General features: G+C 42.9%; 11 protein-coding genes. 4 read left to right on the top strand and 7 right to left on the bottom strand.

Annotation, left to right across the window (positions count from 1 at the left end):
* Positions 1 to 13: 13 nt before the first annotated feature.
* The gene (gene clpP, locus NSQ66_RS09880) at positions 14 to 595 is read right to left on the bottom strand and encodes an ATP-dependent Clp endopeptidase proteolytic subunit ClpP (protein WP_076140896.1); all 582 of its coding nucleotides are present in this window, start codon (positions 593 to 595) and stop codon (positions 14 to 16) included.
* A 183-nt stretch (positions 596 to 778) separates the two neighbouring features.
* On the opposite strand from clpP, the gene NSQ66_RS09875 reads away from it, so the two are divergent.
* Together NSQ66_RS09875 and NSQ66_RS09870 are read left to right on the top strand one after the other, a co-directional pair.
* Entirely contained in the window at positions 779 to 1,795 is a 1,017-nt protein-coding gene (locus NSQ66_RS09875) for an RNA polymerase sigma factor (RefSeq protein ID WP_076140894.1), read from the top strand.
* Between the two features lie 472 nt (positions 1,796 to 2,267).
* A complete protein-coding gene (locus NSQ66_RS09870) occupies positions 2,268 to 3,155 on the top strand; it encodes an NAD-dependent epimerase/dehydratase family protein (protein ID WP_076098481.1) in 888 nt (295 codons plus the stop codon).
* Between the two features lie 453 nt (positions 3,156 to 3,608).
* On the opposite strand, the gene NSQ66_RS09865 is transcribed toward NSQ66_RS09870, so the two are convergent.
* Positions 3,609 to 5,522: a methyl-accepting chemotaxis protein gene (locus NSQ66_RS09865; RefSeq protein ID WP_339192868.1), complete on the bottom strand. Its 1,914-nt coding sequence runs from the start codon at positions 5,520 to 5,522 to the stop codon at positions 3,609 to 3,611.
* Positions 5,523 to 5,768: 246 nt separating this feature from the next.
* Here NSQ66_RS09865 and NSQ66_RS09860 point away from each other — a divergent pair, with 246 nt between their 5' ends.
* Positions 5,769 to 6,710: a MerR family transcriptional regulator gene (locus tag NSQ66_RS09860; RefSeq protein ID WP_036679297.1), complete on the top strand. Its 942-nt coding sequence runs from the start codon at positions 5,769 to 5,771 to the stop codon at positions 6,708 to 6,710.
* A 99-nt stretch (positions 6,711 to 6,809) separates the two neighbouring features.
* On the opposite strand, the gene NSQ66_RS09855 is transcribed toward NSQ66_RS09860, so the two are convergent.
* Positions 6,810 to 7,286 (bottom strand): DUF2798 domain-containing protein, encoded by a 477-nt coding sequence (locus NSQ66_RS09855; protein WP_036679295.1) that lies wholly within the window; start codon positions 7,284 to 7,286, stop codon positions 6,810 to 6,812.
* Between the two features lie 135 nt (positions 7,287 to 7,421).
* Between NSQ66_RS09855 and NSQ66_RS09850 the strand changes: the two genes are divergently transcribed.
* Entirely contained in the window at positions 7,422 to 7,838 is a 417-nt protein-coding gene (locus NSQ66_RS09850) for a helix-turn-helix domain-containing protein (RefSeq protein WP_036679291.1), read from the top strand.
* Positions 7,839 to 7,914: 76 nt separating this feature from the next.
* On the opposite strand, the gene NSQ66_RS09845 is transcribed toward NSQ66_RS09850, so the two are convergent.
* The 4 genes from NSQ66_RS09845 to NSQ66_RS09830 form a co-directional block, all read right to left on the bottom strand.
* Positions 7,915 to 9,852 carry an FAD-dependent oxidoreductase gene (locus tag NSQ66_RS09845; protein WP_076098484.1) on the bottom strand — a complete coding sequence of 646 codons (1,938 nt, stop codon included), beginning with the start codon at positions 9,850 to 9,852 and terminating at the stop codon, positions 7,915 to 7,917.
* Positions 9,853 to 10,051: 199 nt separating this feature from the next.
* Positions 10,052 to 10,861, bottom strand: a complete 810-nt coding sequence (locus NSQ66_RS09840) for a MerR family transcriptional regulator (protein WP_076098485.1) — start codon at positions 10,859 to 10,861, stop codon at positions 10,052 to 10,054.
* Between the two features lie 110 nt (positions 10,862 to 10,971).
* Entirely contained in the window at positions 10,972 to 12,015 is a 1,044-nt protein-coding gene (locus tag NSQ66_RS09835; protein ID WP_076098486.1) for a YeiH family protein, read from the bottom strand.
* A 219-nt stretch (positions 12,016 to 12,234) separates the two neighbouring features.
* The gene (locus tag NSQ66_RS09830) at positions 12,235 to 14,214 is read right to left on the bottom strand and encodes an ATP-dependent DNA helicase (protein ID WP_076098515.1); all 1,980 of its coding nucleotides are present in this window, start codon (positions 14,212 to 14,214) and stop codon (positions 12,235 to 12,237) included.
* Between the last annotated feature and the right edge of the window lie 67 nt (positions 14,215 to 14,281).

Raw genomic sequence — 14,281 nt, 5'->3', positions numbered from 1 at the left:
TCACTCCTTCGTCTTAGAGATTTGTGATGACCTTATCGATAATTCCGTATTCAACCGCCTCCTCGGCTGACATGAAATAATCTCGATCCATATCTTGCAGTACCTTCTCTACCGTCTGCCCAGTTCGGTCCGCTGTAATTTGCACAAGCACTTCCCTTGCCTTCAAAATACGTTTGGCACTGATCGCAATGTCACTAGCTTGCCCCTGCGCCCCACCATGCGGCTGATGAATCATAATCTCGCTATTCGGCAAGGCATAACGTTTCCCTTTGGCCCCAGCCAATAACAACAAAGAACCAAAAGAAGCCGCCATTCCTGTACAAATGGTATTCACCGGAGGCTTAATAAGCTGCATCGTGTCATAAATACTGAAGCCTGCGGTGATAGAGCCACCTGGACAATTGATATACATGTGTATATCTTTATCCGGATCAACTGCTGATAAAAACAATAACTGGGCAACAATACTGTTAGCCAGCTGATCCTCAATTTCCGCACCTACGAACACTATCCGGTCCTTCAACAGCCGCGAATAAATATCGTAAGATCTTTCACCTTGATTCGTTTGTTCGACTACATAAGGAACGTACGCCATCCGTATTCGACCTCCATCTGTTTTAGAGTTTTGAAATCTACCCTGTAAACGGATTAATATGGGGATAGGATACGTTAGGCGTGAGAATTTATATTTTTTAAAATTGCGTATCTTAATTTCCTGCTCATTCGTTTATTATTAGAAGTAATCGAAATCACCTTACTGGAAAAGGAGTTATGCAGAGTGATCATCCTTGAGAAGCTTAGCACCGGAGATGAGCCGGATGAAAGTAACAGCAGGTCTTTGCAGATAGCTCTGAAGCGATATTGTCTTGCATTGACACAATCCCCGTGGGATGCCGATGATTTAGCTCAGGATACATGGGTCAAGGCTCTAGGTTATATGAAGACTTCGAACTCAACGAGCGCAAATAATGGGAACAGTCCAATGAATGAAGTTAAACAAAATAAAGAAACCATTGAAAATGATAAGGCTAATGGAGCAAATGGAGCTAATGAAAAACTTGAAACTAATCAAACTAATCAAACTAATCAAATGAACTATACGTTTTCTAAGGCTGCAACGTCTGCTAAGGCTGTAACGCCATCTAAGACTGCACCATCTGCAAAATCTGCAATGCATTCTACGATTCCTACAAATTCTACTCATCATACAAGTTCTACAAATCACCCAAATCCTGAGGCATTGCTTTTTCGGATTGCCCGAAACACATGGATTGATATCATGCGGCGAAAAGCCACCTTGTCACGAGTGTTGGAGCTGGATCAGTCCCCCACTGAAGCCTCTGCGGAGTATGGTTCATTTGAGATTGAAGCTGCTTTTCAAGCACTACAGGAGCATTTATCTCCGCTGCAGCAGGCGGTATTCCTGCTTCGAGATGTGTTGGGACACTCTGCAATGGAAGCTGCCGAGATTCTCGATACCACAGAAGGGGCAATAAAAGCCGCTCTGCACCGAGCCCGGCAAGCCCTTCCTCTCGTAAGACAAGAGCTGCTTCAGGCCGATGGTCCTTCCTTACCACAGGACACAGCCATGCAGATTGTCTTGAGCCGCCTTGCAGCCGCGTATGAACATGGGGAAATTGCCGAGCTGATCGAGCTTGTATTTGCGGACGAAAGTCAGGAACCTGTAATGGCGGTATCGAGCCAAAGCTTGCAAGGCTTCCAGACCTTCCAAGCTGGTGGATTCAGTTCAAACAGCTGGAATTATACCACGCCAGGAATGTGTATGGTGGCGTAGTTTTTCGTTAAGCTCGATTTCGGGCAGCTAAGTGTCTCGTTACGTTAAAAACGAACAGATATAATTGTGATTAGTGTGCTTAATGTGTAATTAACATTTGGGCTGTTTGTGGTAACTAGCTACAAACGTTGCATATTGTACAACAGAATCCGCCGTCCTAGCCGCAAAAATTGAATCTGCTGCAATCTCTGCAATAGATTCTGGTGAAAAGCTAGTTTAATGCCACTTGATCATCCATTGATTGTATAGAGTGCAATAGGATCAAATTTTCTCCACTCTAATACGAATTCTATTGCACGAAGTACAATCAAACTAACTCTTTCCCGTTAGTCCAATTTGTATCACTCAAAACTCAATACATTGCTGCTGATCTGGCTGATCCCGCCGCTTCTCTACAATGAATCAGAAGCTTCACATAAACCAATAAACAGTCATTTTAATAACCATTAATAGCAATCAAGGAGTGAGGTTGATGAGGAGGATTCTTATTTTAGGCGGCACACGCTTTTTTGGGAAACGTTTGGTCGAGCGTCTGCTTGAGGATTCTAAGAACGAAGTAACCATATTAACGCGCGGGGAAACAAGCGACCCTTTTGGCGATCTCGTTCACCGGATACAGGTGGATCGGTCTCAACCGGAGGCCTTCGCTCAAGCATTAGGTGATACGAGTTGGGATGTAGTTTACGATAATATTTGTTTTTCACCTGATGAAGCGGATCAGGCGCGCCGTATTTTTGACGGCAAAACCACACGTTACATACTGACTTCAAGTTTATCTGTTTATGATTTCAGTGAGCAAGCGCTGACGGAAGAGGTGTTCGATCCTGAAACGCACCCTATTCGTTATGGAGGACGAAATGACTTCACCTATCAGGAGGGGAAAAGACTGGCGGAAGCCGTCCTTATCCAACAAGCTAACTTCCCTGTAGCCGCTGTCCGCTTTCCGATTGTTCTGGGAACTGACGATTATACACGAAGACTCCATTTTCATATCGAACATGTACGTAACGAGCTGCCCATCGGGATTCCGAATCCAGATGCAAATATCTGTTTTATCCGTTCGGACGAAGCCGCTGATTTTCTGTATTGGCTTGGCAACTCGACGGTGACGGGTCCTCTCAACGCTTGCTCAGACGGTACGGTTAGTATTAAGGAGCTTATCTCGCTGATTGAAAAAGAGACCAGAAAACAAGCCGTCATTCAAAGCGAAACAGCGGATGCGCATAATTCTCCATTCGGGATCACACAATCTTGGTTTATGGATACAGCTAAAGCTCAATCGGAGGGATACAAGTTTCTCACTCTAAGCGACTGGCTCCCAGAGTTAGTTAGCACCCTAAATCAAACTTACGAGGACTAATTATATTTCTACATAAAAAAGCTGGCTCCTTCGTGGATACTCCCACGAAGGAGCCAGCTTCTTTATGCAACAAAACACAATTATGCGTTGAGTTAATTGCACTCTATACAACTATTTTCAGGTATGTGCACTCCCACCTGGTTTTAGTTGTATTTCATGCAATTATATCCCCACCAAACCACCGTTATCGTCATTTCGCCTCGAAATAACTGCACTAAATACAACTAAACCCTAATCAAGCTAAATACAAACCTTTTTAGTTGTATAAAATACACTTAAAATCAAAACGGCAGGTAGAACCTCACTAAGCGCTAAACTTTAGCCTCTCATCTCTAAACTCTATTCTATAAACTCTATTCTATAAACTCTAATCCCTAGACTCTACTCCCTACTCCCTACTCCCTACTCTATTCTCTATTTTACCTTACGCTACGAATGCCAATTCCCGCTGAGCTACGCAGAGATTGTCAGATAAGACCCCTCTTTAGAAGCGTCTGCATTTGGTGTACCACCATCATTTGGAGTACCGCTATCATTTGGAGTACCGCTATCATCTGGAGGATCGCCAGCACCCAATGTATCATCTCCTAATGCGTCTCCTAATGTGTCCCCAGCTTCTGGAGTGCCAGCATGCTTTGTATCCCTGTCACCTTCATATCTGACCCCATCGTCCCCATCCGAATCAATCTTAAAAATGTTGATTTCTTTAAATAAATTCTGCGAAATTTCATTAATCTCAATGGCTTGACGGGCTATATCACGGATAGCATGATCCTGCTGTACGCTGGAGGCGTTCACCTCTTGCACCCCTGCCGCAGTTTCCTCGGCGATGGCCGCGACGGCATGCACAGACTCTGCGAGTCTACGGTTCATAGTCTGAGTCATATCCACTTTGTCGTGAATTTGCCCAATCTGTTTACTAATCTCCACAATAGAATGATCAATCGCTTCAAAAGAGGACAACGTTTCGGCCACTTTATGATCCTGTTCCTCAAGATTTCCTTTGGTCACCAGCATATATTGCTGGAATTCATCCATCCCGGATTGCAGCTCGCTAATAATCTGACTGATATGTACGGAGGACTCTTTAGTCTGCACAGATAATTGTCTTACTTCATCAGCGATGACAGCGAACCCTTTTCCGTAGGCACCTGCCCGGGCTGCTTCAATTGCTGCGTTAAGTGAGAGGATATTGGTCTGATTAGAAATATCTGTTATGGATTTAGTGATGCGCGAGATGTCCTTTGATTGATCACTCAGTTTGGTTAAAGCCAGATATACTTTATTAACAGATTCACGCGAATGCTCAGATACCTCCCGGAGGGCGATGACGGATTCAGATCCTTTACGAGTATTGTGATTAGCCGTTTGACTGGTAGCCAGCATAACCTCGGTATACTCCGTGATCTCATTCACTTCACGTTCCAGCTCCTGAATCAGGCCAGCGCTCTGCTCGGATTGTCCTGCCTGCTGTTCTGCGCCTACCGAGATTTCCTGTATAGTGCTTACGATATCTTGATTCGTATGCGCCGTTATAGATGAAGATTCTTGAAAAGAATGCGAATAAGTTGCCAGCGAAGAGGCTACTGACTGAGTATGCTGAAGCATTTCCCGGACCCGCTCCACCATATGATCAAAATGATGACTCAAACTGCCCAACTCATCGTTGTAAGGTGAGTTAATCTGCTGACGCAAATCTCCTTCGGCAATTTTTCGCAGAGCCAATTGCAGTTTATGAATAGGATTCAGGAAGGAACGTATGAGCATAACCGCAATCACTAATGTGAAAATAAACACTAGCACAGCTGCGTAAGCAACTATAGAGGTGGTTAGATTAAGCAGATCAAAAGAATAATCCTGTGCTTTTTCTGCATTTTCTGCTGCTGCCGTATACAATTTTTCATTAGTCACTAGCATGACTTCACTCAACGCTGTAGCCTTCGTATGTAATTCATCGATTTGTTCCAGCACACTCATGGGATCAAGCTGCTCGTCTTCTATGGTCTTTACCAATTCGTCAAAATATCCCGTATATTCCCCAATCTGACTATGTAATTGTTCTAACTCTTTAAATGCCGGCGAATCTGCCGCAAAATTCACCGTCGCCAACTCTTTAGTCAGCTTTGTTTGCTTGTCCTTAAAGGGTTGGACGAACTCCAAATCACTCGAACCCGCTAACGAAGATTCTACCGCATTCATTTCCTGCAGCAGTTGCGTAATGATTGACACGGTAATTCGTTTTTCCATCTCAGCTTTTTGCGTTTCCATAGAAATCTCCACTTGGCTGATTTTATGGTTTTGATAAAACGCTACTCCCAAAAAGAAAAGAACAACGGCGGAAAAACTCAAAATCAACTTCCATTTCATAGTTAGATGCATAGACCTAGCTTTCAACAATATCATCCTCCGTATAAAGCCTCATATTGCAATAGGTACATTCTACCAATATCTTGATTGTAGAAGCTGGACGTTAAATACTGGACAATGTTTTGTATGAGAAATGTAAATTATCTCGAATACCCAATCATTAATTCTCCTTGCAATTGACGTAACGTTAAATGCTAAAATAATCCACATAAGGCGCCTTATCAAACTATGAAACGGGAGTTGTCTATGAGCGGATTTGTTACCATTGATAAGCTTTCTGCGCAATTCGGACTGACGAGTCGGACTCTGCGTCACTGGGAAGCTCAAGGATTGTTTGAAAGTAAGCGGGATAGCAGCTCTGGCTGGCGGATTTATGATGAGAAAGCAATACTCGCCATTCGGGTTACCTCATTATTAAGAAAGCTGGATATTAGCATCAAGGATATTGGAACTGTGCTTAAACATATGTCCGTTCAGTCCATGTACGAAGCGCTCAGCCAGCAAGCGGCTTCTATTCACAATCAAAAAACAGAACTAACAAATAGAGAAGGTGAAATCCATCTCTTTTTACAGTGGATATCCGCCCATATCGAGGAACCCATTACAAATCAATTATTATCTGAACTAAACGAAAAGTCATGCAATCCATCGGATGGTATGACTAAAACTGAGGAGGTTATATCTATGCCAACTATTAATCACTCTACCCCTATTCATGTAAGATTCATTACTCTTCCAGCTATGAGATTTGCCTACAATGTTGCGGTTAGTACCTCTCCAGAAGATGAGGCTATGATCCCAGTTAATGAATGGCTGGAAGCTAGTCAACTATTAGGCACAGCACGGCTTTTTGGCGGCAATACGAACCCGCATCCAACTGGTGAGAATAAACCTTACGGATATGGATTCTGTGCCTCAATTCCGGAAAATGTGAAGATACCAGCTCATCTAAAGGAAATGCGGCTCGACGGCGGCCTCTATGCTCTGACAGAAAGCACTGATGATATCTACGGCTCATGGCAAGCCCTAATGGGGTATCTGGATACTCATCCTGATTATCAAGCGGATCACAATTCCAGATTATGTCTTGAGGAGCATATCCGTAACGATAGTCCCAAAGGTAGCGGAAATGAGTATGCCCTAAATCTACTCGAACCTGTAAAAAAGAGAGTTCACGCGCTTGCGTAAATGAGCGAGCCATAGATAAACGTTTCTAATCTTTAAAAAAACAAAACGCTCTCATCTGCTTATTCGGGCAGACGGAGAGCGTTTTGTTGTACATTGCTTCTATTGATTTATTCCCTGCGCAGACACAGCTGGAGTAATTTTCACAAAAATAAATCGTGTAAGCGGCCCAACTAAAATGATCTGCAGTGGAAGTGCAAAAATAAAATTTTTACCTATGGCAGACAGATAAGCTCTTGGTAGTTCAGCAGAAAATCCAACATGGAGAACTGCGCCATAGAAGGACATGAACAATACCATTCCGGTCACCATAAAAAAGGATATGAACATGATTTTTTTGATCATCGGATCATTTTCTTTAACCAGCTTATGCGCGATCCCCTTCGCAACCTTGCCTACAACAAATACATCTAGAATGAGTGCAACTATAAATGCAGGCAAGTAGCCGACAATCACATCCTTAACTAACGTGCCTGACCAACCCTCCATTAGTGCTACATTGTAAATACTCATACCCAGCACCATCAAAAAACACATGATGAACGTAAATAAAAATGCTTCTTTTTTGTTTCTTCCCATCTTCAAGCTCCTTTTATCTCTATATTGTCAACTTGGATTACAATAACACAAATTCTCAAATCAAGTCAACCAAGTTGACAATATTCGCAAATGTCTTATACTGGGATAAACGAGCCATGATTTAGGAGTGTTCTAATGAATAAGCAGCTGCAAAAAATGAACCTGATCGATTTACTCAGTGAGAAGCATCTAGCTTTACGTAAAATAGTGACAGACAAAGACCCGGATCAAATTAATAAGACCGAATCCCACATTCTTGCAGTTCTTGAGGCCCGAGAAATGTTATCGATCTCAGAAATCAGTAGAATAATTCATATTTCAAGACAGGGCACGCATAAAAGCATTCAAGGCATGTTATCCCGTGGTTATGTCGAAGCCGTTGAAGTCGAAGGAAATCAGCGTGACAAAAATATTGTCCTCACTCCAAAGGGAATAGAATGCAATAACAGAATGATGATCACCAAAACTGAATTAGAGCAGCAGATCGCTGCCAAGCTAGGAGTAACAAATGTAGAGCTTCTTAAATCTTTGCTAAAAGAAGATTGGCTCTAATCTCCAGCAAAAAAAGACGCAGAGTTGTCTACTCTGCGTCTTTAAAAAGATTGAATTATTTTCCGGGAAATTGTCGTTAATTAGCTTTCAAAGCACTGTTTGCCGCGCTCTCTCCACCTAGACGACCTGAGGTAAAGGAATAACCAATTCCAACCCCATTGCCAACATAGGTATCGTTGAATAATACGCCTTCCGATTCAAGCCCTACAGCAAACAATCCTTTTACTGGTGTACGTTTATCATTTAGCACTTGGAACTTAGTGTTTACCAGCAAGCCACCTACAGAACCCAAGTTGTTGATTTCAGCGACGATGGCATAATATGGTCCTTCTTCGCCCATTGGCTCTAAATAATCAGCAGCTTTACCAAATTCAGTATCCACACCAGTTTTTGTAGCTTCTTTATAACTATTGTAATTTTCTACAAACACATCTACATCCATACCTGCATTTGTTGCTAATTCTTCGATTGTATTTCCTTTGAAGCCATCTCCGTTTTCTACCATAGAATCAAAGACCTTTTCTGCATTTACCCATGGATTCTCTAACGTGAATTGATCTGCAAATTCGGCATAAAATTCTGGTGGCATTCCTGGCAGGCTTGGTGCGTTAACACCTTTCATCCCCTTGGACTGAAGAGCAGCCAATTGTGATTTTGATACGATAACCATATGATAAGCACCATTAAATGCACTCGTATTAGCTGCGGCGACCGATGTTAATGTAGCTGCTTCATCTCTGAAACGTGCTCCGGAAGAACTGACATTCATGAAGTTAGGCAGATATGTCAACATCAGCGGATAACTTGCTTCAAAAGGCTCATATTGTGCTTTTAGTCCTTGTGTTGCTCTGGCTAATGTTTGGTGCAGCATCTGTCCACCGAAGTTATCAGGAACCTTGGCTCCTGCTTCCCAAGCCATCTTCAGACCTTCCCCAACGTTCTGACCTAGTCCTCCGTTAACCCCTTCAAAGCCAAAAGCTTCTTTAACCATTTCCGAATTTGCGGCATAACCGCCTGTTGCCATTACGACACTTTTTGCTGTGATTTCAAGAGTAGTCCCGTCTGATTTCTCAGCCACAATACCTGTAACTTCTCCTGCTTCATTGGTAATCAGCTTTTTGGCAGTGGTTTCAGTGATCACTTGTCCACCCTTTTGTTCAACCGATTCAGCCAACATTTTCCGAAGGGTCTCTTCACGGGTTTCATAAGCTGGCAGTACATGCAGCTGCTCTCCGAAAAAGTTTAGGAAGCTGGTTTTATACCCTTTTTCTGCTAACCAATCATAAGTTTCACCGGATTTCGTTACGTATTGTCTAATCGCTGCAGCGTCAACTCTCCAGTGATTGTTGACAATCCAATCGGCAATTTCTTTTTCCACATTTACTTTAAGATTATTGTCAGTAGCTGCGGAAGAATTATAGAACTTACCAGCCCAGGATAGATTACTTGCTCCCCCGATAACTCCTGTTTTTTCGATAATAATAACCTTGGCACCTTTATCAGCAGCGGTTACCGCTGCGGACACACCAGATGCACCGGCGCCTACTACCACTACGTCTGATTCAAGCTTTTCCGTTTTACCTTCACCCGCTTTTTGCACGCCACCGGCTTTGAGGACTTCCAGATTTCCTCCACCTTTGGTTACGGCATCTTCAACTGCAGCGAGCATTGCTTCACTGGAAAGACTCGCACCACTAACAGCATCTACTGCCAAGGTTTGTCCTTCCAGAATTTGATCTTTTATTTTTTCAAGTGCACTATCGCCTAGACCACCCGTTTCTGACTGGCTTACGATCTTGATATCTTTAATTTTATCTGGCTCATCCATAGTGACTTCTACTTTAATCACGCCTTCTTTGCCTTCCGCTTCCCCAGCGAATGTACCGGCTTTAAAAGATGATGATGACGAATTTGCCGACTCCCCATTTCCTTTGCATCCGCTCAGCATGGAAACGATCAGCACCATACAAAAAGTTAACATGAGCATTTTCTTGGTGAAATTTCTGTTGCGCATTCTCTTCTCCCCCAGTATCTAATATCTTATAGCTCGCCAAGAACGTGATATTTTTCACATTCATATCTATACATATCTACCGAACGTTGCCAAGCTATATACCGAAGTATAAACCTTGGTGCAGCACCAAGGTCAATGTCCAATTCTTGTCCAAAAAGAAAAACACCCGCTCTCAGAGCAGGTGTTTATAGAAATACACTTATAGAATTGGAATATTCACTTCCAAATACGAACGGTTATTGCCTTCTATTTTTTCAGTGAGCATTAATTTACCCACCACATCACCCGCTATGGTATATCCATTTGCTTCGATGTAATCTATCATAAACTGCAAGGATTTCTTCGTGATATAATGTCCATCCGTAGATAACATGATAGCAGAGATACAGGTACTCGGGCTAATGTACTCTACATATTCATCGATATCCATCGCAAATTTCTGCACTTCCTCCTCGGGTAAGGTAAGCCCCCAGCTATAGTCAAAGTTATTATCACTGGATAACACCCCCGCGTCCTCAATCTTAAAAGAATAAAACGCATAAGGAAGCCTATCCATCCAAGTGTTGACGAGGCTTTTTACGATATCATTTTTTAATAATGCATTTTTATCCGTTTGCTTAAGCCTGTACATGCCTGGCAGCTGTTTAAGTTTACATATATATAATGAGGACTCTATTTCCTTAAGCTCTTTATGAATTTCATTCATCTTGTTTAGCAGCATCGTCTTTTGCTTAATCTCTTCTTCTAAACTCTGCCGAGACTGCTGCATCATTCCCATAACTTGCTCAATAGAGGACTCCTTCATCAAAAGTGCCACTTCGGGCAATGGAATTTCCATACTGCGATACCATCTGCTCATTAACAGATCCCTTGCATCTAAATCATTAAAATATCTATAATTATTGCTGTTATCTTTTGTAGGCCTAACAATATCATGTTTCTCGTATAATCTCAGCGTATCCGCAGTTACCCCGAGAATGGAAGCAAATTCACCTATGCAATACTTCACCTGAAGTCCCTCCATTCATTTCATGCATACCCTACCACACTAAATGATAAAGAGAAAGACGCTGTTGGGATATGAAGTAACTCATTTCATACTCAGGGTGTACATGCTAACTACGCTAGTGCAAGTAAGTGAACTAACATAAATCCAACTAGAGATAACATGACCGATCCTATAAGTCCCGCTGCAAAAGACTTCATTCCAAGCCGTCTAAATGCCGCCAAATCAACGTTTAACCCAAGCCCTGCCATCGCCATAGCGATTAACATATAAGCAATCGTAACGATCCCATTGGCTACTGATGCGGAGACGATTCCTAACGAATTCACACCACTGACGACTAGAAATCCTAGAATAAACCAAGGGATTGGAATGCTTTTCCACGAAGCTTTAGCCGCTCCACCTTGCACTTTTCTATCTTCACGATTGGACCAAATCCCAATTAAAATAGCCACCGGCACAAGTAAGGCTACCCGGGTCAATTTAACGATGACCGCCATATCAACGGCAGCATTTCCACCAGCATCCGCAGCCGCGATAACGTGAGCAATTTCATGTAAAGTCGCTCCTGAGAATACCCCATAACCTAAATCTGATAAGCCGAGAAAAGGATACAAAAATGTGTACAGCAGTGTAAATATTGTGCCTAATATAGCTACTATAGCTGCACCAATGGCCGTTTCGTCATCTTTGGCTTTTATCTGTGGAGCGATGGCAACCACCGCTGCCGCACCGCAAATCGCAGTTCCGCAGGCAGTTAAGATACTGAGGCGCTTATCTACTTTGAACAGTCGAGCCAGTCCGTATACAACGGAGATCGCAAATATAATGACGATGACTGCCAAAAGAAATACCCGGGGTCCTGCAGCAACGATATCCATTAGATTAAGCCGCATACCGAGCAGGATAATCCCTAGACGAAGCAGTTTTTTACTGGAAAAATCGGTGCCATGTGTGATGCTACCTGGCACTCCTATCGTAGCTCGCCAAATAATCCCGATTAAGATGGCAATGACCAATTGCCCCATAATAGATAGGAATGGAAAACCCGCTAAAAATTTCGCCAATAATGCGATAACTAAGGTTAGCCCTATCCCTAATGCAAACCCAACCTTTTTGTTGTGATCTGGTTGATACAAACCTTCTGATTGACCCATGTCGTATACACTCCTTGATGAATCTCTAGATGATGCTGTATAAATACATCCCATGACTCAACAATAATACGACATCGCTCGGAAGTTAAATACCAATATCCTATCCGTAAGATTAGGAATACTTATGCTTAATTTTAGACAAAAAAAGCTCCTTCGAGTGAAACATAAATGCCGTAGCATCTGCCTCACCAAAGGAGCAATTATAATCGTTAGTGATATTTAGGCTTCCAGCTTCTGTAGTCGAGTCCCTTTTGGAAGTACAGAAGTTATATATTCGTGTACCGGATGTTGCCCTTCCTCTTCCGCAAGTACAGTTACAATTCCTTGATCTGTACCGGTTCGAATCAGCCGCCCCATCCCTTGTTTGAGTCTTAACAGCATGTAAGGCAAATCCACATCTTCAAAAGGAGTGGAGGTTTCCGCCCGTTTTGCCATAAACACTGGATCAAGCGGAGGATACGGCAACGACCATATGATCACATTGGATAATGAAGGTCCAGGGATGTCCAGCCCTTCCCATAAGGTGACCGCACATAACACGCTATGCTCATCCCGTTGGAATGCCGAAATCAAATAGCTGATTTCTTGATCCCCTTCATATAAAAATGAATATGAACTGCTTTCCGGTCGTAATGAGTTAAGCTGCTTGAACTGCAAAAGCTCTTCACGAGTACGGAACAGTAGCAGTGCTCTACCTTCAGTCCGCTGAATAAGCTTCAGGGAAATTTCCATTTTCTCAGCAAAATCCCCACTCTGAAGCTCTGGCACATAGACATTCATCTGGTGCTCATAGTCATAAGGTGAGTCTACAGAGAAGGATAAAAAATCTTGTATCCCAAGACTGTCCTTCAAGTATTGGAATGATTTATCCACAGACAATGTAGCCGATGAGAATACGATTGGCATTTTTTGCGTGAACAGGCTGTCTTGAAGTACCTCTTTGACATTTCGTGGCATGACCGACAGCGTTAGACCATCGCTTTCTTCTGTCGCCCAGCAGATTAGAGCTCCCGAATCCTCAAACAATCGCAAAGCGATCTCTATGGTCTCCAAACGTTCCTCCACAATTCGCAGTTGGTATTCATCAATCGTGTAGAGTCCGCTTTCGAATACTAATTCTTCTTCGATAGCAGCAATTACACTCCGCATCCGGTGTACCTCACGAATCAATGAAGCATTCAGCTCAATGCTTTTCCGATCTGATCCAGGTATGTTTCGGCATTGACGGCGAATCGCTTTGAACATTTGCTCACTTTGCATGATCGCTTCATCAATCAGAACGGCCAGCGTTTCACGGATTTCATTCTGTAGCAGGCGGGAAATCAATTCTTCAAAGACGACATGCTTCATCTTATAGCCAAGCGCCTTCATGGCCGCTGATTCTAATAAATGTCCTTCATCGAATACAACCGCACAGTGATCCGGAAGCAAAGGGATTTGCCCTTCCCGCTTACGCGCTTCATAGGTCCAAATATGCTCCATGTAATAATCGTGGGAACAAATGATCAGATCGCTTGATTTCCGGTAATGATCACGGGACAAGGTCTGCCCGCAGCGGTGACGCATATCGCAAGTAAAGCAGTCCTGAAACGTATCCCAGTTAATCTTGTTCCATTGTTCGTCATTCAGATCAGGATAATCTCTGCGGTCTCCATAAGCATGGAATTGCTGCATCGGTGCATGTGAATGTACAAAATCAGGTAATGTACTGTACAAGCTCTCCAGTGGTAAGCTTTCATCATCATGGTTCCGAGCCTGATCCAGCTTTTTCAGACACATATATTTATCCGGAGATTTCGCTAGTCTGGCATCAATATTCATGTTCAGATGCTTCGCAAGCTTGGCGATATCGCCTTCCGGTTTCACAAGCTGCTCAATCAAGGACTCGTCCGCACATGCAATAATCGCAGGTTTGCCCATATAACGCGCGTAACAAATGCTATACAACAAATACACTAATGTCTTGCCTGTTCCGACCCCTGCCTCAGCAAAAATCGTCTTTTTCTCGGCAAAAGCTCGCTCTACCTGAAAGGCCATGTATATCTGTTCATCACGTACTTCAAATCCAGCCTCAGGAAGAATTTCATAGAATACATCTCCGACCCATTCCCCTACTTGCTCCATAAAAGGTTTGGTCCGATCATATTCAAAAGGATACTGTTTCGCCAACAAGCCTACCTCCAATATTTGATCAGGCATCTCTACCATGCCATGAAAAATAGAATCAACGGAAAAACTCTATTATCTCATACGTTTGGAGGAATTA

The organism is Paenibacillus sp. FSL H3-0329 (genome assembly GCF_037963285.1).
Classification (GTDB): Bacteria; Bacillota; Bacilli; order Paenibacillales; family Paenibacillaceae; genus Paenibacillus_AQ; species Paenibacillus_AQ odorifer.
This window is presented reverse-complemented; position numbering and strand designations above follow the sequence as displayed.

Bases quoted from the DNA above. Each gene is read 5' to 3' on its own strand.
- clpP (WP_076140896.1), bottom strand. From the start codon at position 595: ATGGCGTACGTTCCTTATGTAGTCGAACAAACGAATCAAGGTGAAAGA.
- NSQ66_RS09870 (WP_076098481.1), top strand. From the start codon at position 2,268: ATGAGGAGGATTCTTATTTTAGGCGGCACACGCTTTTTTGGGAAACGT.
- NSQ66_RS09865 (WP_339192868.1), bottom strand. From the start codon at position 5,522: ATGAAATGGAAGTTGATTTTGAGTTTTTCCGCCGTTGTTCTTTTCTTT.
- NSQ66_RS09860 (WP_036679297.1), top strand. From the start codon at position 5,769: ATGAGCGGATTTGTTACCATTGATAAGCTTTCTGCGCAATTCGGACTG.
- NSQ66_RS09855 (WP_036679295.1), bottom strand. From the start codon at position 7,286: ATGGGAAGAAACAAAAAAGAAGCATTTTTATTTACGTTCATCATGTGT.
- NSQ66_RS09850 (WP_036679291.1), top strand. From the start codon at position 7,422: ATGAATAAGCAGCTGCAAAAAATGAACCTGATCGATTTACTCAGTGAG.
- NSQ66_RS09845 (WP_076098484.1), bottom strand. From the start codon at position 9,852: ATGCGCAACAGAAATTTCACCAAGAAAATGCTCATGTTAACTTTTTGT.
- NSQ66_RS09835 (WP_076098486.1), bottom strand. From the start codon at position 12,015: ATGGGTCAATCAGAAGGTTTGTATCAACCAGATCACAACAAAAAGGTT.
- NSQ66_RS09830 (WP_076098515.1), bottom strand. From the start codon at position 14,214: ATGCCTGATCAAATATTGGAGGTAGGCTTGTTGGCGAAACAGTATCCT.